The organism is Stenotrophomonas sp. FR024, from assembly GCF_047500745.2.
In the GTDB taxonomy this organism is placed as follows: Bacteria; Pseudomonadota; Gammaproteobacteria; order Xanthomonadales; family Xanthomonadaceae; genus Stenotrophomonas; species Stenotrophomonas maltophilia_A.
In genome coordinates, this window is record NZ_JAXAXM020000024.1 from 1 (window position 1) to 20,643 (window position 20,643).

Annotated in this window: 31 protein-coding genes; 1 reads left to right on the forward strand and 30 read right to left on the reverse strand. The window is 63.5% G+C overall.

The features are described from left to right. Positions 1-274 precede the first annotated feature (274 nt). Positions 275-1,666 carry a class II 3-deoxy-7-phosphoheptulonate synthase gene (locus ACMZ91_RS19370; RefSeq protein ID WP_049421673.1) on the reverse strand — a complete coding sequence of 464 codons (1,392 nt, stop codon included), beginning with the start codon at positions 1,664-1,666 and terminating at the stop codon, positions 275-277. A 221-nt stretch (positions 1,667-1,887) separates the two neighbouring features. Here ACMZ91_RS19370 and ACMZ91_RS19375 point away from each other — a divergent pair, with 221 nt between their 5' ends. Beyond that, the gene (locus ACMZ91_RS19375) at positions 1,888-4,014 is read left to right on the forward strand and encodes a TonB-dependent receptor (RefSeq protein ID WP_049463316.1); all 2,127 of its coding nucleotides are present in this window, start codon (positions 1,888-1,890) and stop codon (positions 4,012-4,014) included. A 95-nt stretch (positions 4,015-4,109) separates the two neighbouring features. On the opposite strand, the gene ACMZ91_RS19380 is transcribed toward ACMZ91_RS19375, so the two are convergent. From ACMZ91_RS19380 to tuf, 29 genes are all read right to left on the reverse strand, one after another. Further along, a complete protein-coding gene (locus ACMZ91_RS19380) occupies positions 4,110-4,616 on the reverse strand; it encodes a disulfide bond formation protein B (RefSeq protein ID WP_049463317.1) in 507 nt (168 codons plus the stop codon). A 186-nt stretch (positions 4,617-4,802) separates the two neighbouring features. Further along, positions 4,803-5,186 carry a 50S ribosomal protein L17 gene (gene rplQ / locus ACMZ91_RS19385; protein WP_005408217.1) on the reverse strand — a complete coding sequence of 128 codons (384 nt, stop codon included), beginning with the start codon at positions 5,184-5,186 and terminating at the stop codon, positions 4,803-4,805. 191 nt (positions 5,187-5,377) lie between these two features. Beyond that, positions 5,378-6,376, reverse strand: a complete 999-nt coding sequence (locus ACMZ91_RS19390) for a DNA-directed RNA polymerase subunit alpha (protein ID WP_010483975.1) — start codon at positions 6,374-6,376, stop codon at positions 5,378-5,380. A gap of 55 nt (positions 6,377-6,431) precedes the next feature. Further along, entirely contained in the window at positions 6,432-7,061 is a 630-nt protein-coding gene (gene rpsD / locus ACMZ91_RS19395; protein WP_004145446.1) for a 30S ribosomal protein S4, read from the reverse strand. A 15-nt stretch (positions 7,062-7,076) separates the two neighbouring features. Further along, on the reverse strand, positions 7,077-7,466 hold the full coding sequence (gene rpsK, locus ACMZ91_RS19400) for a 30S ribosomal protein S11 (RefSeq protein WP_004145443.1): 390 nt from the start codon (positions 7,464-7,466) through the stop codon (positions 7,077-7,079). 11 nt (positions 7,467-7,477) lie between these two features. Next, positions 7,478-7,834: a 30S ribosomal protein S13 gene (gene rpsM / locus ACMZ91_RS19405; protein ID WP_004154500.1), complete on the reverse strand. Its 357-nt coding sequence runs from the start codon at positions 7,832-7,834 to the stop codon at positions 7,478-7,480. A 347-nt stretch (positions 7,835-8,181) separates the two neighbouring features. Next, complete coding sequence (secY, locus tag ACMZ91_RS19410; protein WP_005408215.1) at positions 8,182-9,549, reverse strand: preprotein translocase subunit SecY; 1,368 nt, start codon at positions 9,547-9,549, stop codon at positions 8,182-8,184. A gap of 7 nt (positions 9,550-9,556) precedes the next feature. Then, positions 9,557-10,000, reverse strand: coding sequence for a 50S ribosomal protein L15 (gene rplO / locus ACMZ91_RS19415; RefSeq protein ID WP_004154498.1), 444 nt, complete (start codon positions 9,998-10,000; stop codon positions 9,557-9,559). A gap of 6 nt (positions 10,001-10,006) precedes the next feature. After that, positions 10,007-10,198, reverse strand: coding sequence for a 50S ribosomal protein L30 (gene rpmD / locus ACMZ91_RS19420; RefSeq protein WP_005408214.1), 192 nt, complete (start codon positions 10,196-10,198; stop codon positions 10,007-10,009). Beyond that, the gene (gene rpsE, locus ACMZ91_RS19425) at positions 10,191-10,733 is read right to left on the reverse strand and encodes a 30S ribosomal protein S5 (protein ID WP_005408213.1); all 543 of its coding nucleotides are present in this window, start codon (positions 10,731-10,733) and stop codon (positions 10,191-10,193) included. Before rpsE ends, rpmD begins: the two co-directional genes overlap by 8 nt. Positions 10,734-10,894: 161 nt before the next feature. Beyond that, the gene (gene rplR / locus ACMZ91_RS19430; protein WP_024957318.1) at positions 10,895-11,254 is read right to left on the reverse strand and encodes a 50S ribosomal protein L18; all 360 of its coding nucleotides are present in this window, start codon (positions 11,252-11,254) and stop codon (positions 10,895-10,897) included. Positions 11,255-11,334: 80 nt separating this feature from the next. Continuing rightward, positions 11,335-11,859: a 50S ribosomal protein L6 gene (rplF, locus tag ACMZ91_RS19435; RefSeq protein ID WP_005408211.1), complete on the reverse strand. Its 525-nt coding sequence runs from the start codon at positions 11,857-11,859 to the stop codon at positions 11,335-11,337. An 18-nt stretch (positions 11,860-11,877) separates the two neighbouring features. Further along, entirely contained in the window at positions 11,878-12,276 is a 399-nt protein-coding gene (gene rpsH / locus ACMZ91_RS19440; RefSeq protein ID WP_005408210.1) for a 30S ribosomal protein S8, read from the reverse strand. A 259-nt stretch (positions 12,277-12,535) separates the two neighbouring features. Continuing rightward, positions 12,536-12,841 (reverse strand): 30S ribosomal protein S14, encoded by a 306-nt coding sequence (gene rpsN / locus ACMZ91_RS19445; protein ID WP_005408209.1) that lies wholly within the window; start codon positions 12,839-12,841, stop codon positions 12,536-12,538. An 18-nt stretch (positions 12,842-12,859) separates the two neighbouring features. Then, positions 12,860-13,402, reverse strand: a complete 543-nt coding sequence (gene rplE, locus ACMZ91_RS19450) for a 50S ribosomal protein L5 (RefSeq protein ID WP_004154491.1) — start codon at positions 13,400-13,402, stop codon at positions 12,860-12,862. 11 nt (positions 13,403-13,413) lie between these two features. Beyond that, positions 13,414-13,731, reverse strand: a complete 318-nt coding sequence (gene rplX, locus ACMZ91_RS19455; RefSeq protein ID WP_004154490.1) for a 50S ribosomal protein L24 — start codon at positions 13,729-13,731, stop codon at positions 13,414-13,416. 16 nt (positions 13,732-13,747) lie between these two features. Next, positions 13,748-14,116 (reverse strand): 50S ribosomal protein L14, encoded by a 369-nt coding sequence (gene rplN, locus ACMZ91_RS19460; RefSeq protein WP_004145357.1) that lies wholly within the window; start codon positions 14,114-14,116, stop codon positions 13,748-13,750. A gap of 11 nt (positions 14,117-14,127) precedes the next feature. Continuing rightward, entirely contained in the window at positions 14,128-14,397 is a 270-nt protein-coding gene (rpsQ, locus tag ACMZ91_RS19465; RefSeq protein WP_004154489.1) for a 30S ribosomal protein S17, read from the reverse strand. A gap of 11 nt (positions 14,398-14,408) precedes the next feature. Beyond that, positions 14,409-14,594 (reverse strand): 50S ribosomal protein L29, encoded by a 186-nt coding sequence (rpmC, locus tag ACMZ91_RS19470; protein ID WP_004154487.1) that lies wholly within the window; start codon positions 14,592-14,594, stop codon positions 14,409-14,411. Further along, entirely contained in the window at positions 14,594-15,007 is a 414-nt protein-coding gene (gene rplP / locus ACMZ91_RS19475) for a 50S ribosomal protein L16 (RefSeq protein ID WP_004154486.1), read from the reverse strand. Before rplP ends, rpmC begins: the two co-directional genes overlap by 1 nt. Positions 15,008-15,012: 5 nt before the next feature. Further along, a complete protein-coding gene (gene rpsC / locus ACMZ91_RS19480; RefSeq protein ID WP_004145350.1) occupies positions 15,013-15,747 on the reverse strand; it encodes a 30S ribosomal protein S3 in 735 nt (244 codons plus the stop codon). A gap of 18 nt (positions 15,748-15,765) precedes the next feature. Continuing rightward, positions 15,766-16,101, reverse strand: coding sequence for a 50S ribosomal protein L22 (gene rplV / locus ACMZ91_RS19485; protein ID WP_004145348.1), 336 nt, complete (start codon positions 16,099-16,101; stop codon positions 15,766-15,768). Positions 16,102-16,113: 12 nt separating this feature from the next. Next, positions 16,114-16,383 (reverse strand): 30S ribosomal protein S19, encoded by a 270-nt coding sequence (gene rpsS / locus ACMZ91_RS19490; protein WP_004154485.1) that lies wholly within the window; start codon positions 16,381-16,383, stop codon positions 16,114-16,116. 6 nt (positions 16,384-16,389) lie between these two features. Continuing rightward, on the reverse strand, positions 16,390-17,217 hold the full coding sequence (rplB, locus tag ACMZ91_RS19495; RefSeq protein ID WP_004145339.1) for a 50S ribosomal protein L2: 828 nt from the start codon (positions 17,215-17,217) through the stop codon (positions 16,390-16,392). Positions 17,218-17,227: 10 nt separating this feature from the next. After that, on the reverse strand, positions 17,228-17,527 hold the full coding sequence (gene rplW, locus ACMZ91_RS19500) for a 50S ribosomal protein L23 (RefSeq protein ID WP_004145338.1): 300 nt from the start codon (positions 17,525-17,527) through the stop codon (positions 17,228-17,230). After that, positions 17,524-18,129 (reverse strand): 50S ribosomal protein L4, encoded by a 606-nt coding sequence (gene rplD / locus ACMZ91_RS19505; protein WP_004145337.1) that lies wholly within the window; start codon positions 18,127-18,129, stop codon positions 17,524-17,526. Before rplD ends, rplW begins: the two co-directional genes overlap by 4 nt. Positions 18,130-18,141: 12 nt before the next feature. Continuing rightward, entirely contained in the window at positions 18,142-18,792 is a 651-nt protein-coding gene (rplC, locus tag ACMZ91_RS19510) for a 50S ribosomal protein L3 (RefSeq protein WP_004145336.1), read from the reverse strand. A gap of 11 nt (positions 18,793-18,803) precedes the next feature. Then, positions 18,804-19,115, reverse strand: a complete 312-nt coding sequence (gene rpsJ, locus ACMZ91_RS19515) for a 30S ribosomal protein S10 (protein WP_005408208.1) — start codon at positions 19,113-19,115, stop codon at positions 18,804-18,806. A 332-nt stretch (positions 19,116-19,447) separates the two neighbouring features. Further along, positions 19,448-20,638, reverse strand: coding sequence for an elongation factor Tu (tuf, locus tag ACMZ91_RS19520; protein ID WP_049416993.1), 1,191 nt, complete (start codon positions 20,636-20,638; stop codon positions 19,448-19,450). Between the last annotated feature and the right edge of the window lie 5 nt (positions 20,639-20,643).

Consider the following 20,643-nt stretch of genomic DNA (forward strand, 5'->3'; position numbering starts at 1 on the left):
GGAAGCGAAATGCATCCACGCATGGCGTGGATCTACCGTGTCGACCAAGGTCGACACCTACCAACAGCCGCCGGAATCTGTCAGAGGCGGGGCGGTGTCGGAGTGCGGGGTGTCAGCCGCATGGATGCGGCTGCCAAGCCTACAAGGACGTACTTGCGGCGCCCCCGCACTCCGATACCACCCCGCCATCCCACGGAATGCATGCCGTTGTCGTTGCTTCGGCCGTTGCCGTTGCGTCAGCAGGTGCAGGGCTGCAAGCCCTGCCGAAGCCCCCTTACCGCACTTGCTCCTGCTTGCGCACGATCGCCATCGCGATCTCCAGCGACTGCTCGTAGTTCAACCGCGGGTCCACGGTCGAACGGTATGCACGCTCGAGGTCACGCTCGGTCAGTTCGCGCGCGCCACCGGTGCATTCGGTCACGTCTTCGCCGGTCAGCTCCAGGTGCACACCGCCCAGTCGCGTGCCTGCGGCCGCATGCAGATCGAATGACATCTCCACTTCGCCACGCACGTTGTCGAAGCGGCGCGTCTTGAAGCCATTGGCGGTGCTTTCGGTATTGCCATGCATCGCGTCGCACACCCACAGCACGCGACGGCCATCGCGCTTGACCGCGTCCAGCAGCGGCGGCAGCTTCTCGGCAATCTGCGCCGCACCCATGCGGTGGATGAAGCTCAGTCGACCGGGCTCGTCATGCGGGTTGAGCACATCGATCAGGCGCAGCAGCTGGTCCGGCGTCACCGACGGGCCCACCTTGATCGCAATCGGGTTGCGCACGCCACGCAGGTATTCCACGTGCGCGCCATCGAGCGCGGCCGTGCGCATGCCAATCCACGGGTAATGCGTGCTCAGGTTCAACCAGCCCTGCTGGCGCGGCACCTGCCGGGTCAGCGCCTGCTCGTAGGGCAGCAGCAGCGCTTCATGCGAGGTGTAGAAGTCGATGCGGTTGAGGTTGTGCACGCGGGCCCCGGCCAGGGTTTCCATGAAGTGCACCGCATCGCCGATCGACGCCACCATCTTCTGGTACTCGGCGGCCAGCGGCGAATGCCGCACCCACTCCAGGTTCCAGTACTCCGGATGATGCAGGTCGGCGAAGCCGCCATCGATCAGCGCACGCACGAAGTTCATGGTCATCGCCGAATGTGCGTGGGCCTGCAGCATCCGCTTCGGATCCGGCAGGCGCGCCGCCTCGGTGAACGCCGGCGCATTGATCACATCGCCGCGATAGCTGGGCAGGGTCACGCCGTCGCGGGTCTCGGTATCGGCCGAACGCGGCTTGGCGTACTGGCCGGCAAAGCGCCCAACACGGATCACCGGCTGGCGCAGGCCATGCACCAGCACCAGGCTCATCTGCAGCAGAACTTTCAACCGGTTGGAAATGGTGCCCGATTCGCAGTCGCTGAAGTTCTCCGCGCAGTCGCCGCCCTGCAGCAGGAAGCGCTTGCCTTCCTGCGCCTCGGCCAGCTGCTGCTTCAGCGCCAGGATTTCCCAGGAGGTGACCAGCGGCGGCAGCCGCTTCAGTTCGTGCAGAGCGGCGTCCAGCGCCACCGGGTCCGGGTAGGTCGGCATCTGCAGCGCGGTCTTGCCACGCCAGCTCTCCGGCGACCAGGCGGCGCCAGTGGCCGCTGCGGCGGGATCGGGCACGGGCGGAACGGCGGACAGGCTCATTGCAGACTTCCGGGATGGGGGGCGGTCATGGTCGCAGAGCCGGCCGCTGACGCAAAGGGCCGGTCCGGCCGACCTGCTCGCCTGAACGGCAGAGAAAGGCCGACGCCAGCGGCCAGATCCTGCATGGTCAGCCGCCCGGGACAGGCGCATGCTTTGTTATGGAGTAACACTTCCATGTCATGGACCGGCCCCTTCCACATCCAGCCGCCACCTCTCCCACCATGAAGCCCTCGCCCCTCGCTACCGGCATCACCTTCGCCCTGGCCCTGGCCAGCCTGCCCGCCCTCGCCTCGGCAGCCGACGACACCTCTTCGTCCGTCAAGGATCTGGATGCGGTCACCGTCCACGCCCAGCTCGACCAGGCCCGCAACACGCTGTCGCCGGACATCGGCAGCAGCCAGTACCAGATCACCGCCGAGGACATCCAGAAGCAGCCGCTGGGTGCCTCCGCACCACTCAGCCAGGTACTGCTGCAGGCCCCCGGCGTGGTCCAGGATTCCTATGGCGGCGTGCACGTGCGCGGCGACCACGCCAACCTGCAGTACCGCATCAACGGCGTATTGCTGCCCGAATCGATCTCCGGCTTCGGCCAGACCCTGGATGCGCGCACCATCAAGAGCATCCGTCTGATGGACGGCGCGTTGCCGGCGCAGTTCGGCGAGCGCACCGCGGCGGTGGTCGACATCACCACCCGCAATGGCGCCGAGCTGGGCAACGGTGGCAGCGCCGGACTGACCACCGGCTCGTTCGGCAAGGTGAACCCGAATGCCTCCTGGTGGGGCAACCAGGGACGCTGGAGCTGGTTCCTGACCGGCAACTACGACCAGAACGAAGTCGGCCTGGAGAATCCGACCAACTCGCGCAAGCCGCTGCACGACGATACCCACCAGGGCAAGGCCTTCGCCGACCTGACCTACCTGGTCAACGACAACACCCGCCTGAGTGTGTTCGCCGGTTTCGCCAACAACCGTTTCCAGATTCCGGTCAATCCAGGGCAGACGCCGCAGTTCGGTTACCTGGACACCACCACCTTCGATTCCAGCCAGCTGGATGAGACCCAGCGCGAGACCACCCGCTTCGGCATGCTGGTACTGCAGGGCACGCTGGGCAGCACCGCGTACCAGCTATCGGCCGGGCAGCGCTACAGCGATGCAGCGTTCAACCCGGACGTCGTCGGCGATCTGGTGTTCAGTGGCGTCGCCTCGAAGGTGCAGCGCAGCAACCGTGCCAACACCCTGCAGGCCGACTTCTCCACACCACTGGGCAACGACCACACGCTGCGCTACGGCTTGTACGGCAACTACGAGAACGCACGGGCCAGCAGCAACAGCTGGGTGTTCCCGGTTGATGACGGCGGCCAGCAGTCCAGCACCACGCCGCTGCTGATTCCTGACCACAGCGCCTTCCATGCCAGCACGCTGGCGTTGTACGTGCAGGATGAATGGAAGATCGGCGACGACTGGACCGTCAACTACGGTCTGCGCGGTGACCGCTACAAGGCCTTCGGCCGCACCGAGGGCCAGCTCAGCCCGCGCGTGGGCGTGGTCTGGAATGCCAGCGATAGCACCACCGTGCACGCCGGCTACTCGCGTTACTTCACGCCACCGGCCAGTGAGCTGATCGCCAGCAGCGATATCGCCCTGTATGACGGCACCACCAACCAGCAACCCAGTGGCGGCAACAACACGCCACTGGCCGAGCGCAGCGACTACTACGACATCGGCGTCTCGCAGCAGCTGGGTGAACACCTGACCCTGGGCCTGGACGCTTACGACCGCCGCGTCGCCCGCCTGCAGGACGAAGGCCAGTTCGGCGCCGCCTACATCTACTCGACCTTCAACTACCGCCGCGGACACATCCGTGGTCTGGAGTTCAGTGCCGACTACAGCAACGGTCCGTTCAGTGCCTACTTCAATGCCGCGCTGAACAAAGCCATCGGTACGGATGTCATCACCAGCCAGTACAACCTCGATCCCGAGGCGCTGGCCTATGTGGCCAACCACTGGATCCACCCCGACCACGACCAGAAGCTGACATCATCGGGTGGTCTCAGCTACGCCTTCGCCGGACACAACCGGATCGGTGCAAACTACGTGTTCGGCAGCGGCCTGCGTTCGGACATCGAAGGCGTACCCAACGGCGGCGAGCTGCCGTCGTACCTGCAGGTGAACCTCAGCGCCGGGCACGATTTCAATGCCGACAGCGGCCATCCATTGCACGTGCAGCTGGCGGTGATCAACGCTTTGGACCGCAGCTACCAGCTGCGCGATGGCGGTGGCGTCGGCGTGTTCGCTCCGCAATGGGGACCGCGCCGCGGCGCCTACCTGAGCCTGCAGCAGGATTTCTGAGAACGGACCGTGGTAGTGCCGGCCGCTGGCCGGCATCTACGGGAAAGCTGCCGTCGTTCACGAGGTTGCCGGCCAGCGGCCGGCACTACCTTGCCTCAGCGCTTGACCTTGCGCAGCGGCACCACCAGCGCCCACAGCGCCAGCAGCACGAACCACACGCCCGACCACATCGGCATGGTCAGACCCAGGAAGGTCCAGTCGATGTTGCCGCAGTTGCCAGTGCCGGTCAGCACCGTGCGGAACACTTCCAGCGGCCCCATGGTCTCGCTCAGGAAGGCCAGCGGCGGGCCACAGGTGGACCCCATTTCCGGCGGCAGCATCTGCACGTAGACGTGGCGCGCGGCGATGCCGACACCCACTGCGGCGGCAATGAACGCCAGCACGCCATAGGTCGCGCGTCCCGGGCGGTTGGACGGACCATGCAGTGCACCGATCAGGAACAGCAGGCCAAGCGCGGCGAACGCCAGGCGCTGGAAGATGCACAGCGGACACGGCTCCAGGCCCATCTTCAGCTGCAGGAAGATCGCGTAGCCAAGCAGGCCCGCGCAGATCAGGAAGCCCAGGAAGAACTGGGCGCGGAAGGGCCAGCGCAGTGGATTCATCGTCAACGCTCGAATGGATCAGGCGCCAAGCGTAACCGAGAGTGCGCGCCATTCGAACCGCCACAGGTGACGCCTGTCGGAACGGTGTGGGTCAGAGCCCTGTCCTGCGGAAAGGGATCCGCCCCCGGAAACGCAAAAGCCCGGCAGAGGCCGGGCTTTCGCTGTGTCGCATTTGGAGCGGTCCGATTACTCGGCCACTTCCTCGGCCACGACCGGACGGTCAACCAGCTCGACGTAGGCCATCGGCGCGTTGTCGCCAGCGCGGAAGCCGCACTTCAGCAGACGCAGGTAGCCGCCCGGACGGTTCGCGTAGCGCGGGCCCAGGATGGTGAACAGGTTGCCCACGGCTTCGTTGTCGCGCAGGCGGGCGAAGGCCAGACGGCGGTTGGCGACGGAGTCGACCTTGGCCAGGGTGATCAGCGGCTCGGCAACGCGGCGCAGTTCCTTGGCCTTCGGCAGGGTGGTCTTGATCAGCTCGTGCTTGAACAGCGAGGCGGCCATGTTCTTGAACATCGCTTCGCGGTGGGCGCTGGTACGGCTGAACTTACGGCCAGACTTCTGGTGACGCATGGTGATATTCCTTGGTTAATGATGAGACTGTGCGGATCGTTGTCGCCATCCTGGCGTTGCTGCGCGGACTGCGGTTGGTCCTGGCCACCCGTCCTGGGCGACCTGCCGCGCGAACCTGGGGTTCGTCATGGCATGGTGTGTTGCGTTGAAGGCCCCACCGCGAACGGTGGAGCCTTCAGGCATTACCGATATCAGCCCAGCATGCCGTGGCTGGCGACACCGGCCGGCGGCCAGTTCTCCAGCTTCATGCCGAGCGACAGGCCGCGCTGAGCCAGCACTTCCTTGATCTCGGTGAGCGACTTCTTGCCCAGGTTCGGGGTCTTCAGCAGCTCCACTTCGGTCTTCTGGATCAGATCGCCGATGTAGTAGATGCTTTCAGCCTTCAGGCAGTTGGCCGAACGCACGGTCAGCTCCAGATCGTCGATCGGGCGCAGCAGCACCGGATCCACGCCATTGTTGGCCGGCTTGGCTGCACCGCGGTCGCGGTGGGTGAAGTCACCGAACACCGACAGCTGGTCGCTGAGGATGTCGGCGGCGGTGCGCACGGCTTCCTCGGCGTCGATGGTGCCGTTGGTCTCGATATCGATGACCAGCTTGTCCAGGTCGGTACGCTGTTCGACGCGGGCCGCTTCCACGGCATAGGCGACGCGGCGGACCGGCGAGAACGAGGCATCCAGGACCAGACGGCCGATGGCACGGGTTTCTTCGTCCGGACGACGACGCGCGGCAGCCGGCTGGTAGCCGAAACCACGTTCGATCTTCAGACGCATGTTGATCGCCGTATCCTTGGTCAGGTGGCAGATCACGTGTTCGCCGTTCAGGATCTCCACATTGTGGTCGACCTTGATGTCGGCAGCGGTGACAACGCCCGGGCCCTGCTTGGACAGGGACAGGGTGGCGCTGTCGCCGGAGTGCATACGGATGGCCACGTCCTTGAGGTTCAGCAGGACTTCGAGCACGTCCTCCTGCAGACCTTCGACCGTGGTGTACTCATGCAACACGCCGTCGATTTCGACTTCCGTGATGGCGAAGCCCGGGATGGACGACAGCAGCACGCGACGCAGGGCATTACCCAGCGTATGCCCGTAACCCCGCTCCAAAGGTTCGATAACGACCTTTGCACGGGTGTCGGTAAGGCGTTCGATCTGCGGACCGCGAGGACGCAGAACCTGGTTGGCGGTAACCGTCATGTTGCGGGTTCTCCTAGTGAACCCCCGGCCGTCGCCGGGGGCTCTCCAATGTGAATTACTTCGAATACAGCTCGACGATCAGCGCTTCGTTGATGTCCGCAGGCAGATCCGAACGATCCGGAACAGCCTTGAAGATGCCGGTGAACTTGCCGGAATCCACTTCAACCCACGACGGGCTCAGGTCATGCTGGGCGGCGACGGTCAGGGCTTCCTGGACGCGCAGCTGCTTGGCAGCCTTTTCAGACAGAGCGATGGCGTCGCCAGCCTTGACCTGGTACGAAGCCAGGTTGACCGACTTGCCATTCACGGTGACGCCGCGGTGCGACACCAGCTGACGGGCAGCCGGACGGGTCACGGCGAAGCCCATGCGGTAGACGACGTTGTCCAGGCGGGTTTCCAGCAGCTGCAGCAGGTTCTCGCCGGTGTTGCCCTTCTTGGTCGAGGCCTTCTTGTAGTAGTTGCGGAACTGACGCTCCAGCAGGCCGTAGATACGCTTGACCTTCTGCTTTTCACGCAGCTGGGTGGCGTAGTCGGACAGCTTGCCCTTGCGGGCAGTGGCGCCGTGCTGGCCGGGCTTCTGCTCCAGCTTGCACTTCGAGTCCAGCGCACGCGCCGGGCTCTTCAGGGACAGGTCGGCGCCTTCGCGACGGGCGAGCTTACAGGTAGGACCGATATAACGAGCCATTTCTTATCGCTCCCTTTAGACGCGACGCTTCTTCGGCGGACGGCACCCGTTGTGCGGGATAGGCGTCACGTCGATGATGTTGGTGATCTTGTAGCCGACGTTGTTCAACGAACGCACGGCCGACTCACGGCCCGGACCCGGGCCCTTGATGCGGACTTCCAGCGACTTCACGCCGTAGTCCAGCGCAGCACGACCGGCCTTTTCAGCGGCCACCTGGGCAGCGAACGGGGTCGACTTGCGCGAACCGCGGAAGCCAGCGCCACCGGAGGTCGCCCACGACAGAGCGTTGCCCTGGCGGTCGGTGATGGTGACGATGGTGTTGTTGAACGAAGCGTGGACGTGGGCAACGCCGTCGGTGACGACGCGCTTGATCTTCTTCTTGGTCTTAGCAGCGGGCTTAGCCATTTCTCAGTCCCTTACTTCTTGATCGCCTTGCGCGGACCCTTGCGGGTGCGGGCGTTGGTACGGGTGCGCTGGCCACGCAGCGGGAGGCCACGACGGTGACGCAGGCCGCGGTAGCAGCCCAGGTCCATCAGGCGCTTGATCGCGATGCCGATCTCACGGCGCAGATCGCCTTCCACGATGTACTTGCCGACTTCGGCGCGCAGGCGCTCGATTTCCGGCTCCGACAGATCGCGGATCTTGGTGGTCGAAGCAACGCCTGCGACTTCGCAGACCTTCTTCGAACGGGTACGGCCGATGCCGTAAATGCTTTGCAACCCGACCCAGACATGCTTCTGGGCTGGCAGGTTGACGCCTGCAATACGCGCCATGACGCGGTTCTCCAGCTGAGTGATGGCCGACAGCGCGCCTCGGGCACGCCAATCCGGCAGGATGGATCAAAAAAGTGAACTAGCGATACTAACAAGGTTCCGGTTTACATGGAAGCCCGTGAAACCATTGGTTTCATGAACCCGGCCTGGGGAGTGTGCCCAGGCTCCGGCGCCGGATGGGGTTGGACCTGGGGTTTCCCCCGGGGCCGCCCGCGCTACTCCAGCGCGGGACCACCTCATCACACCCCCACCCGGAACCGCTGCGGGGACCGCCCTTCGTTTGTGTGGCCGGAGTCCGCGAAGCGGAGGGACCATCACGTCAGGAAGACGAAAGTATAACAGGCCAATCAGCCGCGGGCAAAACCGCCGCGGTTGCCGCCCTTCAGGTTGGCCTTCTTCAGCAGGCTCTCGTACTGGTGGGACATCAGGTGCGCCTGCACCTGGGCGATGAAGTCCATCACCACCACCACCACGATCAGCAGCGAAGTACCACCGAAGTAGAACGAGGCGTTCAGCTGCGTGCGCATCAGTTCCGGCAGCAGGCAGACGATCACCAGGTAGGCCGAGCCGGCTGCGGTCAGGCGGGTCAGCACGCCATCGATGTAATCGGCGGTGGCCTTGCCCGGACGGATGCCCGGAATCAGCGCGCCCGACTTCTTCAGGTTGTCGGCGGTTTCCTGCGAGTTGAACACCAGCGCGGTATAGAAGAACGCGAAACCGGTGATCAGCGCAGCGAACACGATCATGTGCAGCGGCTCGCCCGGGCCGAGAGCATTGGCCACCTTCTGCAGGACCTGGCCGAAGCTGCTCTGGTTGGCAGCCTGGCCGGACCACATGGCCAGGGTGGCCGGGAACGCCAGCAGGCTCGAGGCGAAGATCGCCGGGATGACGCCGGCCATGTTGAGCTTCAGCGGCAGGAACGAGGTCTGGTTCATGTACGCGTTACGACCGCCCTGGCGGCGCGCGTAGTTGACCGTGATCCGGCGCTGGCCACGCTCGACGAACACCACGAAGAAGGTGAAGGCGAGCACGACGATGGCGATCAGCAGCAGCTGGATGAACTGGATGTTGCCGTCGCGGTAGGCGTCGAAGGTGTGGATGATCGCACCCGGCAGGCCAGCGACGATACCGGCGAAGATGATCAGCGACACGCCGTTGCCGATGCCGCGTTCGGTGACCTGCTCACCGACCCACATCAGGAACATGGTGCCGGCGGTCAGCGCGACCACGGCGGTGAGCACGAAGCCCATGCCCGGCGCGTACACGACCGGAGCGCCCGACGGCGAGACCTGGCCCTGCAGGGCCAGTGCGATCGAGCCGCCCTGCACCACTGCCAGCAGCACGGCGCCGATGCGCGAATACTGGGTGATCTTGCGGCGGCCGGACTCACCTTCCTTCTGCATCGCCTTCAGGGCGGGGAAGATGTGCACGGCCAGCTGCATCACGATCGATGCCGAAATGTACGGCATCACGTTCAGCGCGAAGATGCTGAAACGGTGCAGGGCGCCGCCCGAGAACATGTTGAACATGTCCACGATGCCGCCGCCCTGCTGTTGCATCATGGCAAGCATGGCATCGGGATTGACGCCTGGCACCGGCACGTAGCAGCCGATGCGATAGACGATCAAAGCCCCGACGACGAACAGCAAACGTTGGCGAAGTTCAGTGAACTTGCCCATTCCGCCCGCGAGGTTACCGATGCCAGCTTGCGCCATGATTTTCTTACTCCGTTACGCTGCCGCCGGCAGCTTCGATCGCAGCCTTGGCACCCGCCGTGGCAGCGATACCCTTCAGGGTGAACGCCTTGGTCACTTCGCCCTTGACGACGACCTTGGCCTTCTTTGCAGTGCTCGGGACCAGCTTGGCAGCACGCAGGGCGGCGAAGTCGATCTCACCGGCCGGCAGCTTGTCCAGCGCGTACAGCAGCACTTCAGCGGTGTCCTTGGCGATCGGCGAACGGAAGCCGATCTTCGGCAGACGACGCTGCATGGGGGTCTGGCCGCCTTCGAAGCCAGCCTTGATCTTGCCGCCACCCTTGCGGGCGAACGAACCCTTGTGGCCGCGGCCGGCAGTCTTGCCCAGGCCCGAGCCGATACCGCGACCGACGCGGGTACGCTCGGTGCGGGCGCCCGGTGCCGGGCTCAGTTCATTGAGACGCAGAGTCATGGTCGATTACTCCTCAACCTGGACGAGGTACTGAACCTTGTTGATCAGGCCGCGCACCTGCGGGCTGTCCTTCAGTTCACGCACATCGTTGAGCTTGTTCAGGCCCAGGGCACGCACCGACAGGCGGTGACGCGACTGGGTGCCACGCAGGCCACGCACCAGGCGGACCTTGACAGTCTTGTTGGACTCATTAGCCATGGTTGAGTTCCTCCACCTTCTTGCCGCGCTTGGCCGCGATGCGGGCCGGCGACTGCGCAGCAGACAGGCCCTTCACGGTGGCACGCACCAGATTGATCGGGTTGCGCGAACCGGTGGCCTTGGCCAGCACGTTCTTCACGCCAACCGCTTCCAGCACGGCGCGCATGGCACCGCCGGCGATGACGCCGGTACCTTCCGAAGCCGGCTGCATGAACACGCGGGCTGCGCCGTGACCATCCTTGATGGTGTGCCACAGGGTGCCGTTGTTCAGGTCAACACTGACCAGGTTCTTGCGGGCCTGTTCCATCGACTTCTGGATGGCGACCGGCACTTCGCGGGCCTTGCCATAACCGAAACCGACCTTGCCTTCGCCGTCGCCGACAACGGTCAGGGCGGTGAAGGTGAACTGGCGGCCACCCTTGACGGTCTTGCTGACGCGGTTGACCGCGACCAGCTTTTCGATCATGCCGTCGTCGATCTTCTCTTCGCGGTTACGGTCGCGATCGCGACCCCGCTGCTGACGCTCTTCTGCCATGTTGATTCCTTGGTTGTTTGGGTATGTACGGCTCGAAGCCGCTTATGGTTGTGGCGTGACGCGGCGTTCCGGTGGGCCGCTGCAGAAGAGCGGCGCCGTCCAGCCTCACTCAGGCTGGCGAGCAGGCAGGCAGGAGGCCAATGGCCCCCTGCCCTTGTCCCTTAGAACTGCAGGCCGGCTTCGCGGGCGGCTTCTGCCAGGGCCTTGATGCGGCCGTGGTAGCGGTAGCCCGAACGATCGAAGGCAACCTTCTCGACGCCGGCGGCCTTGGCGCGCTCAGCGACGATACGGCCGACCTTGGCGGCGGCGTCGGCGTTCTTGCCGTTCTTCAGGCCTTCCATGACGTCGGTCTGGGTGGTGTTGGCAGCAGCCAGCACCTTGGAACCGTCGGCGGTGAAGACCTGGGCGTACAGGTGCTGGCCGGTGCGCAGCACCGACAGGCGGGCGACGCCGAGCTCACGGATGTGGGCGCGGGTCGACTTGGCGCGACGCAGGCGGGCGATGTTCTTGTTCATTTTGATTATTCCTTGAAAGCTGAAGGTTGGGCTTTTCCCTGAGGAGTCCGCACAAGGATGTGCGGGCTCTTGCGAGGGACTCGCACTTACGCCTTCTTGGCTTCCTTACGGATGATGACTTCGTCGGAGTACTTCACGCCCTTGCCCTTGTACGGCTCCGGCTTGCGGAACGCACGGATCTTGGCGGCAACTTCACCGACGACCTGCTTGTCAGCGCCCTGGACCAGGATCTCGGTCTGGGTCGGGGTCGACAGGGTGATGCCTTCCGGCGCCACGAACACGACCGGATGCGAGAAGCCCAGCGACAGGCTCAGGTCCTTGCCCTGCATGGCAGCGCGGTAACCCACGCCGACCAGCTCCAGCTTGCGCTCGAAGCCTTCGGACACGCCCTTGACCATGTTGGACAGGATCGCACGCACGGTACCGGTCAGTGCGACCAGGTCGGCGTTCTCGGTGCTCAGGGTGGCAACGCCGTTGTCGACGTTGATGGCAATACCGGCCGGCTTGGCCAGCGACAGGGTGCCCTTCGGGCCCTTGGCGGTGACGCTGTCCGACTGGACGTTCAGTTCAACCTTACCCAGGTCGATCGGCTTCTTGGCTACGCGGGACATAGTTCTACTCCTTTCGCCTTAGGCCACGAAGCACAGGACTTCGCCGCCGACGCCCAGCTGGCGCGCCTGCGCATCAGTCATGATGCCCTTGGAGGTGGAAATGATGGAGATACCCAGGCCGTTCATGACCTTCGGCAGTTCGCTCTTGCCGCGGTACTGGCGCAGGCCCGAACGCGAGAAGCGCTTCAGGGTCGCGATGACCGGCTTGCCTTCGAAATACTTCAGCACGATTTCCAGCTCGGACTTGTTGTTTTCCAGCTGGGTCACGCGCAGGTCGGTGATGTAACCCTCGTCCTTCAGGACCTGGGCAATCGCAACCTTGATCTTGGACGACGGGGCTTTCACCGTCTGCTTGCCAACCGCGGCCGCATTCTTGATGCGGACCAGCAGGTCGGCGATGGGATCAGTCATGCTCATATGAGTACCTTTGAGTGCACCGATATCCGCTTTCGCGAAAATCTGTTGTCTCCTGGAAACGGGCCAGGTCCCTTGTTGCAGCGGGCCGAAAGCCCACTCCTACAACCCCGTCTGCACAGGGCAAGACGCGGGAGTATACGCCAAAAGAGCCCGGCTTGCGCCGGGCTCTTCGGTTTTTTTTGCGTCGGGAAAGCTGAATGCCTCCCCTGCCCGGTTCAGGCACCCCCGAAGGGGCGCCTGATCGCAGGGCCGGCTGGGATTACCAGCTGGCCTTGCGCAGACCCGGGACGTCGCCACGCATGGTGGCTTCACGCAGCTTGTTACGGCCCAGGCCGAACTTGCTGTAGACGCCACGCGGACGACCCGACAGCTCGCAACGGTTGCGCTGGCGGCTCGGCGACGAATCGCGCGGCAGCTTGGCCAGCTTGGTTGCGGCGTCGATCTTCTCTTCGTAGGTCGCGTCCACGGAGGACACGATCTTCTTCAGAGCTGCACGCTTTTCAGCGTACTTCTTTGCCAGCTTTTCCCGCTTGATGTCGCGGTTGACCATGGAGGTCTTTGCCATTTCGGTTTCCTCGACAGATCAGTTACGGAACGGGAACTTGAACGCTGCCAGCAGCGCCTTCGCTTCCGCGTCGGTCTTCGCAGTGGTGGTGATGGCGATATCCATACCGCGGATCGCGTCGACAGCGTCGAAGTCGATTTCCGGGAAGATGATCTGCTCCTTCACACCCATGTTGAAGTTGCCGCGGCCGTCGAAGGAACGACCGGAAACACCACGGAAGTCGCGCACGCGCGGCAGCGAGATGTTGATCAGGCGATCCAGGAACTCGTACATCTTGTGGCGACGCAGCGTGGTCTTGCAGCCGATCGGCCAACCATCGCGGATCTTGAACGACGCAACCGACACACGCGACTTGGTGACAACCGGCTTCTGGCCGGAAATCTTGGTCATGTCGCCGACGGCGTTTTCCAGGATCTTCTTGTTGGTGGCCGCTTCGCCGACACCCATGTTCAGGGTGACCTTGACCAGCTTCGGCACTTCCATCGGATTGGTGTAGCCGAACTGCTTCATCAGCGCCGGCACCACTTCGTCCTTGTAGAACTTTTCGAGACGGGAACTCATCTTCTCATTCCTCAGGCGTCGAGCGCCTCACCGCTGGAGCGGAACACACGCAGTTTGCGTCCATCCTCCAGCACCTTGAAGCCAACGCGTTCGCCCTTGCCCGAAGCCGGGTTCAGAACATTCACGTTGGAGATATGGATCGAAGCTTCGCGCTCGACCACGCCGCCGGCAACACCTGCCTGCGGGTTCGGCTTGGTGTGGCGCTTGACGATGTTCACGTTGGCGACGACCACACGGTCGCCGTCGACGCGGACGACTTCGCCCTGCTTGCCCTTGTCCTTGCCAGCGTTGACGACAACCTGGTCGCCCTTCTTGATACGGTTAGCCATGATTATCTCCTGTCGCTCACAGCACTTCGGGAGCGAGCGAGACGATCTTCATGAACTTCTCCGAACGAAGTTCACGGGTCACCGGCCCGAAGATACGGGTACCGATCGGCTCCTGCTTGCTGTTCAGCAGAACGGCAGCGTTGCCGTCGAAGCGGATCAGCGAGCCGTCGGCGCGACGCACACCCTTGCGGGTACGCACCACGACGGCGTCATACACTTCACCCTTCTTGACCTTGCCGCGCGGAATCGCATCCTTCACGGTGACCTTGATGATGTCGCCGATGCCGGCGTAACGGCGCTTGGAACCACCCAGCACCTTGAAGCACATCACCTGCTTGGCACCCGAATTGTCCGCGACGTCAAGGTAGCTCTGCATCTGGATCATGATTCAGCTCCTTATTCAGCCGCGCGCGTGATGACTTCCACCACGCGCCAGTTCTTGGTCTTGGACATCGGAGCAATCTCGGTCACGCGGACGACATCGCCTTCCTTGCAGGCGTTGTCGGCATCGTGGGCGTGCAGCTTCGTCGAGCGCTTGATGTACTTGCCGTACAGCGCGTGCTTGACCTGACGCTCAACCAGGACGGTAACCGTCTTGTCCATCTTGTTGCTGACGACACGGCCTTCGACCGTGCGCAGCGTCTTCTTTTCAGTATTGTCGCTCATAGCGGCCATCCTTACTTCGTGCTGCCGAGCAGGGTCTTGACGCGAGCAATCTCGCGGCGGACCCGGCGAATGTCGTGGGTCTTCGGCAGCTGGCCGGTGACCTGCTGCATACGGACAGAGAACTGTTCCTTACGCAGGTCGATCAGGTGGGCCTTGAGTTCGTCAGCCGACTTTTCACGGAGAGTTTTGATATCCATCAGCGCACCGTACGGGTCACGAAAGTGGTGGTGACCGAGAGCTTGGCGGCGGCCAGGCGGAACGCCTCGCGAGCCACTTCCTCGGAAACACCCTCGATTTCATAGATCATGCGGCCGGGCTGGATCTGGGCCACCCAGTATTCCACGTTGCCCTTACCAGAACCCATTCGGACTTCGATGGGCTTCTTGGTGATGGGCTTGTCGGGGAACACGCGGATCCACATCTTGCCGCCGCGCTTGACGTAGCGGCTGATCGAGCGGCGGGCCGCTTCGATCTGACGCGCGGTCAGCTGACCGTGTGCGGTTGCCTTCAGGCCGTATTCGCCGAAGCTGACAGCGTTGGCGCTCCAGCTCAGGCCATCGTTACGGCCCTTGTGTACCTTGCGGTACTTGGTTCGCTTGGGTTGCAACATTGTCGTTACCTCGCTTCACGGGCCGGGCGCTGACGGTCACCACGGTCGCCGCGATCGTGACGATCGTTGCGCGACGGGGTGTCGTCCTGCTTTTCCTGGCCAACCTGGGAGAAATCGAAGACCTCGCCCTTGTAGATCCAGACCTTGATGCCGATGATGCCGTAGGTCGTCTTGGCTTCAGCGAAGCCATAGTCGATGTCGGCACGCAGGGTGTGCAGCGGCACGCGGCCTTCGCGGTACCACTCCGAACGGGCGATTTCTGCACCGTTGAGGCGGCCACCGACGTTGACCTTGATGCCCAGGGCACCCAGGCGCATCGCGTTGCCGACCGAGCGCTTCATTGCACGGCGGAACATGATGCGACGCTCCAGCTGCTGGGCGATCGACTCGGCAACGAGCTGCGCGTCCAGTTCCGGCTTGCGCACTTCGGTGACGTTGATGTGCGCCGGGACGCCCATCATCTCGCTCACTTCCTTGCGCAGCTTCTCGATGTCCTCACCGCGCTTGCCGATCACCACGCCCGGACGGGCGGTGTGGATCGTCACGCGAGCGGTCTTGGCCGGACGCTCGATCAGGATCTTGCTGATGCCGGCCTGAGCCAGCTTCTTGCGCAGCATTTCGCGCACTTTCAGGTCGGCTGCCAGGTAACCAGCGAACTCGGCCTTGTTGGCGTACCACTTGGAGTTCCAGTCCTTGGAAATGCCGAGGCGGATACCAATCGGATGAACTTTATGACCCATGGTCTTTTCCTTATCCGCTTACTTGGCGGCGCCCACAACCACAGTGATGTGGCTGGTGCGCTTGAGGATGCGGGTACCGCGGCCTTTCGCCCGCGCCATGAAACGCTTCAGGGTCGGACCTTCATCAACCATGATGGTCTGAACCTTCAGCTCGTCGACGTCGGCGCCCTGGTTGTTCTCGGCGTTGGCAATTGCCGACTCCACCACCTTCTTGATCAGGTGGGCAGCCTTCTTGTCCGAGAACTTCAGCAGGTTGACCGCACGCTCGGCCGGCAGACCGCGCACCTGGTCAGCGACCAGACGAGCCTTCTGCGGGGAGATGCGCGCAGTGCGCAGGATGGCTTTCGCTTCCATTGTCATCTCTCCTTACTTGCCCGACTTCTTGTCACCACCGTGACCCTTGAAGGTCCGGGTGATGGCAAATTCGCCGAGCTTGTGGCCGACCATGTTCTCGTTGACGAGAACCGGGATGTGGTTCTTGCCGTTATGCACGGCAATGGTGACGCCTACCATGTCAGGCAGGATCATCGAACGGCGCGACCAGGTCTTGATCGGCTTCTTGCTGCCCGCAGCGGCCTCCACCTTCTTGACGAGGTGGTGATCGACGAACGGGCCCTTCTTGAGTGAACGTGCCATGGTCGATTAGCCCCTACGATCGCGGACGATGAACTGCTGAGTGCGCTTGTTATGGCGCGTCTTGTAACCCTTGGTCGGGACACCCCACGGGGTGACCGGATGCGGGTTACCCTGGCCGGCCTTCGCCTCACCACCACCGTGCGGGTGGTCAACCGGGTTCATGGCAGCACCACGAACGGTCGGGCGGACGCCGCGCCAACGCTTGGCACCGGCCTTGCCCAGCTTTTCCAGGCTGTGCTCGTCGTTGCCGACTTCGCCGATGGTGGCGCAGCACTCGACCGGAACCTTACGCATTTCACCCGAGCGCAGGCGCAGGGTGGCGTAGATGCCTTCGCGAGCCACCAGCTGCACGGCCGCACCAGCGGCGCGAGCGATCTGAGCGCCCTTGCCCGGCTTCAGTTCGATGCAGTGGATGGTGGTGCCGACCGGAATGTTGCGCAGCGGCAGGGTGTTGCCAGCCTTGATCGGGGCATCCGAACCAGCGATCACCTGATCACCAGCCTTCAGGCCCTTCGGGGCGATGATGTAGCGACGCTCACCGTCGACGTAGCACAGCAGAGCGATGTGCGCGGTGCGGTTCGGATCGTATTCGATGCGTTCCACGCGCGCCGGGATGCCCAGCTTGTTGCGCTTGAAGTCGATGATGCGGTAGTGCTGCTTGGCACCACCACCGACGTGACGCACGGTGATGCGGCCATGGTGGTTACGACCACCCGAGCGGCTCTGCGACTCGACCAGCGCAGCGTGCGGAGCACCCTTGTGCAGGTCGGGAGTGACCACGCGCACGGCCGAACGGCGGCCGGGGGAAGTGGGCTTGAATTTCATCAATGGCATGGGATGTACCTCAGGCCTTGGCCGTTACATCGATCGACTGGCCATCGGCCAGGCGAACGTACGCCTTGCGCCAATCGCCGCGGCGGCCAGCACGGTTACGGAAGGACTTGTTCTTGCCCTTGACGTTGACCACGTTGACGGCTTCGACCTTGACGTCGAACAGCTGCTCAACCGCGGCCTTTACATCGGCCTTGGTGGCTTCGTTCGAAACTTCGAAGACATACTGGTTGGAGAGTTCCTGCAGGCGCGCGGTCTTTTCGGAGACACGCGGGGCACGCAGCACGCTGAAGATTTTTTCGTTGCTGTTCATGCCAGCCACTCCTCGACCTTCTTGACCGCGTCAGCGGTGATGACGACCGTGTCGGCACCCACCAGCGAGACCGGATCCAGACCCTGGACGTCACGCACCTGCACGTACGGCAGATTGCGGGCGGACAGGTACAGGTGCTCGGACGCTTCTTCGGTGACGATCAGCGGGCGCTTGCCCACTTCCAGGCCGGCCAGCTTGGCGATCAGACCCTTCGTGTTGGTCACTTCGACGTCGAAGGACTCCACGATGGTCAGACGGCCCTGACGGTTCAGCTCGGACAGGATCGCGCACATGGCGGCACGGTACTGCTTGCGATTGACCTTCTGCTCGAAGCTGCGCGGCTTGGCCGCGAAGGTGACACCGCCGCCGACGAAGATCGGAGCCGTCAGTGCGCCATGACGCGCGCCGCCGCCCTTCTGCTTCTTCGACTTCTTGGTGGTACCAGCCACTTCGGAGCGAGTCTTCTGTGCCTTGGTGCCGGCGCGACCGGCGTTGCGGTAGGCAACGACGACCTGGTGGACCAGATCTTCGCTGAAATCGCGACCGAACACGGCGTCGGAGACCGAGACCTTGTTGTTGCTACCCGTGATAACGAGTTCCATCGTCATCTCTCCTTATGCCTTGCTCGCCGGACGGACGATCACGTCGCCACCCGCCGCGCCCGGAACGGCGCCGCGAACGGCGATCAGACCGCGCTCGACGTCGACCTTGACCACTTCCAGGTTCTGGGTGCTCTGCTGCACCGCGCCCATGTGGCCCGACATCTTCTTGCCCGGGAAAACGCGACCCGGGGTCTGGCGCTGACCCAGCGAACCCGGCGCGCGATGCGACAGCGAGTTACCGTGGGTTGCATCGCCCATACGGAAGTTGTGGCGCTTGATGGTGCCCTGGAAGCCCTTACCCTTGGTGACACCCTGGACGTCGACGATCTGGCCGACTTCGAAGATGTCCGCCTTGACTTCGCCGCCAACGGCGAAATCGCCGAGCTGCGCGTCTTCAACGCGGAATTCCCACAGGCCACGACCCGCTTCCACCTTCGCCTTGGCGAAGTGGCCGGCTTCCGGCTTGTTGACCAGGGCAGCGCGACGCGCGCCGACGGTCACCTGCACGGCGCTGTAGCCGTCGGTTTCGACGGTCTTGATCTGCGCGATGCGGTTCGGGGTTGCTTCGATCAGGGTCACCGGGATGGAGCGGCCATCTTCAGTGAACACGCGGCTCATGCCAGCCTTGCGGCCCACGAAGCCCAACGAATACTTCTTCGTCATGGTCGTAGTCCTCAGGTCAGCTTGATCTGAACGTCGACGCCGGCAGCCAGTTCGAGCTTCATCAGCGCGTCCACGGTCTTGTCATTCGGGTCAACGATATCGAGCACGCGCTTGTGCGTGCGGGTCTCGTACTGGTCACGCGCGTCCTTGTCGACGTGCGGGGAAACGAGAACGGTGTAACGCTCGATCTTGGTCGGCAGCGGGATCGGGCCACGCACTTGCGCGCCGGTCCGCTTTGCCGTTTCAACGATCTCGCTGGCCGAACGGTCGATCAGACGATGATCGAACGCTTTCAGCCGGATCCGGATCTTTTGGTCCGCCATGGCGGTAGGTTCCTTCGTTAAAAGAGCGACAGACAAAGCCTCTGGGTTGCTTTGTCCCATGAAATTCCTGAATACGGACAGCCCGCAGTCCTGCAGGCCGCCAAGGTCAATCCATCGACCTCAAAAACGTAGGCAGACCAGTTACCCGGCCTGCCCAGACGTAGAAGCATAATGGCACGCAAGGCAGCTGTCAACAGTCGCCTGTTGACGCCGCCTGAATGGCATTGACCCTTCCTGGTCCGGGGAACACAAGGCACATCCTGTGCCTGCTTTCCCATTTGATACGCCCCGATGCCCTACCCAGGCAACATCGGGGCGCTGATACTACCAGATTACTCGATGATCTTCGAGACCACGCCGGCGCCGACGGTACGGCCGCCTTCGCGGATGGCGAAGCGCAGACCTTCGTCCATGGCCACCGGGTTGATCAGGGTGACTTCCATCTTGACGTTGTCACCCGGCATCACCATTTCGACGCCTTCCGGCAGCTTGGCGGCGCCGGTGATGTCGGTGGTGCGGAAGTAGAACTGCGGACGGTAGCCGTTGAAGAACGGGGTGTGGCGGCCGCCCTCGTCCTTCGACAGGACGTACACTTCGCCTTCGAACTTGGTGTGCGGCTTGATCGTGCCCGGCTTGGCCAGCACCTGGCCACGCTCGACGTCGTCACGCTTGGTGCCGCGCAGCAGCAGGCCAGCGTTGTCGCCTGCCTGACCCTGGTCCAGCAGCTTGCGGAACATTTCAACGCCGGTCACGGTGGTCTTCTGCACCGGACGGATGCCGACGATTTCGATTTCGTCGCCAACCTTGATCACGCCGCGCTCGATACGACCGGTCACCACGGTGCCGCGGCCCGAGATCGAGAACACGTCTTCCACCGGCATCAGGAACGGCTTGTCGATCGCACGCTCCGGCTCCGGAATCCAGCTGTCCAGCGCGTCGACCAGCTTCAGGATGGCCGGCACGCCGATGTCGCTCTGGTCGCCTTCCAGCGCCAGACGGGCCGAACCGGCGATGATCGGGGTGTCGTCGCCCGGGAACTCGTACTTGCTCAGCAGCTCGCGCACTTCCATCTCGACCAGCTCGAGCAGCTCGGCGTCGTCCACCATGTCGGCCTTGTTCAGGAACACGACGATGTACGGCACGCCGACCTGGCGCGACAGCAGGATGTGCTCACGGGTCTGCGGCATCGGGCCGTCAGCGGCCGAGCACACCAGGATCGCGCCGTCCATCTGGGCGGCACCGGTGATCATGTTCTTGACGTAGTCAGCGTGGCCCGGGCAGTCAACGTGGGCGTAGTGACGGATCGGGGATTCGTATTCGACGTGCGCGGTCGAGATCGTGATGCCACGCGCCTTTTCTTCCGGCGCGGCGTCGATCGAGGAGTAGTCCTTGAACTCGCCACCGAAGCGCTCGGCACCGATCTTGGTCAGTGCGGCGGTCAGCGTGGTCTTGCCGTGGTCGACGTGACCGATGGTGCCGACGTTGACGTGCGGCTTGGTGCGTTCGAACTTACCCTTTGCCATTGTTC

Bases quoted from the DNA above. Each gene is read 5' to 3' on its own strand.
- rpsE (WP_005408213.1), bottom strand. From the start codon at position 10,733: ATGGCAGAAGAGCGTCAGCAGCGGGGTCGCGATCGCGACCGTAACCGC.
- rplP (WP_004154486.1), bottom strand. From the start codon at position 15,007: ATGTTGCAACCCAAGCGAACCAAGTACCGCAAGGTACACAAGGGCCGT.
- rplE (WP_004154491.1), bottom strand. From the start codon at position 13,402: ATGAGTTCCCGTCTCGAAAAGTTCTACAAGGACGAAGTGGTGCCGGCG.
- ACMZ91_RS19390 (WP_010483975.1), bottom strand. From the start codon at position 6,376: ATGACGGTTACCGCCAACCAGGTTCTGCGTCCTCGCGGTCCGCAGATC.
- rplX (WP_004154490.1), bottom strand. From the start codon at position 13,731: ATGGCTAACCGTATCAAGAAGGGCGACCAGGTTGTCGTCAACGCTGGC.
- rplQ (WP_005408217.1), bottom strand. From the start codon at position 5,186: ATGCGTCACCAGAAGTCTGGCCGTAAGTTCAGCCGTACCAGCGCCCAC.
- rplF (WP_005408211.1), bottom strand. From the start codon at position 11,859: ATGTCCCGCGTAGCCAAGAAGCCGATCGACCTGGGTAAGGTTGAACTG.
- rpsN (WP_005408209.1), bottom strand. From the start codon at position 12,841: ATGGCAAAGACCTCCATGGTCAACCGCGACATCAAGCGGGAAAAGCTG.
- rpsC (WP_004145350.1), bottom strand. From the start codon at position 15,747: ATGGGTCATAAAGTTCATCCGATTGGTATCCGCCTCGGCATTTCCAAG.
- rpsJ (WP_005408208.1), bottom strand. From the start codon at position 19,115: ATGGCGGACCAAAAGATCCGGATCCGGCTGAAAGCGTTCGATCATCGT.
- ACMZ91_RS19380 (WP_049463317.1), bottom strand. From the start codon at position 4,616: ATGAATCCACTGCGCTGGCCCTTCCGCGCCCAGTTCTTCCTGGGCTTC.
- secY (WP_005408215.1), bottom strand. From the start codon at position 9,549: ATGGCGCAAGCTGGCATCGGTAACCTCGCGGGCGGAATGGGCAAGTTC.
- ACMZ91_RS19370 (WP_049421673.1), bottom strand. From the start codon at position 1,666: ATGAGCCTGTCCGCCGTTCCGCCCGTGCCCGATCCCGCCGCAGCGGCC.
- rplB (WP_004145339.1), bottom strand. From the start codon at position 17,217: ATGCCATTGATGAAATTCAAGCCCACTTCCCCCGGCCGCCGTTCGGCC.
- rpsH (WP_005408210.1), bottom strand. From the start codon at position 12,276: ATGAGCATGACTGATCCCATCGCCGACCTGCTGGTCCGCATCAAGAAT.
- tuf (WP_049416993.1), bottom strand. From the start codon at position 20,638: ATGGCAAAGGGTAAGTTCGAACGCACCAAGCCGCACGTCAACGTCGGC.
- rpsS (WP_004154485.1), bottom strand. From the start codon at position 16,383: ATGGCACGTTCACTCAAGAAGGGCCCGTTCGTCGATCACCACCTCGTC.
- ACMZ91_RS19375 (WP_049463316.1), top strand. From the start codon at position 1,888: ATGAAGCCCTCGCCCCTCGCTACCGGCATCACCTTCGCCCTGGCCCTG.
- rpsQ (WP_004154489.1), bottom strand. From the start codon at position 14,397: ATGAGCGACAATACTGAAAAGAAGACGCTGCGCACGGTCGAAGGCCGT.
- rplD (WP_004145337.1), bottom strand. From the start codon at position 18,129: ATGGAACTCGTTATCACGGGTAGCAACAACAAGGTCTCGGTCTCCGAC.
- rplW (WP_004145338.1), bottom strand. From the start codon at position 17,527: ATGAACAGCAACGAAAAAATCTTCAGCGTGCTGCGTGCCCCGCGTGTC.
- rplC (WP_004145336.1), bottom strand. From the start codon at position 18,792: ATGACGAAGAAGTATTCGTTGGGCTTCGTGGGCCGCAAGGCTGGCATG.
- rplN (WP_004145357.1), bottom strand. From the start codon at position 14,116: ATGATCCAGATGCAGAGCTACCTTGACGTCGCGGACAATTCGGGTGCC.
- rpsD (WP_004145446.1), bottom strand. From the start codon at position 7,061: ATGGCTCGTTATATCGGTCCTACCTGTAAGCTCGCCCGTCGCGAAGGC.
- rpsM (WP_004154500.1), bottom strand. From the start codon at position 7,834: ATGGCGCGTATTGCAGGCGTCAACCTGCCAGCCCAGAAGCATGTCTGG.
- rpsK (WP_004145443.1), bottom strand. From the start codon at position 7,466: ATGGCTAAGCCCGCTGCTAAGACCAAGAAGAAGATCAAGCGCGTCGTC.
- rplV (WP_004145348.1), bottom strand. From the start codon at position 16,101: ATGGAAGCGAAAGCCATCCTGCGCACTGCGCGCATCTCCCCGCAGAAG.
- rpmC (WP_004154487.1), bottom strand. From the start codon at position 14,594: ATGGATATCAAAACTCTCCGTGAAAAGTCGGCTGACGAACTCAAGGCC.
- rplO (WP_004154498.1), bottom strand. From the start codon at position 10,000: ATGACTCTGCGTCTCAATGAACTGAGCCCGGCACCGGGCGCCCGCACC.
- rpmD (WP_005408214.1), bottom strand. From the start codon at position 10,198: ATGGCTAATGAGTCCAACAAGACTGTCAAGGTCCGCCTGGTGCGTGGC.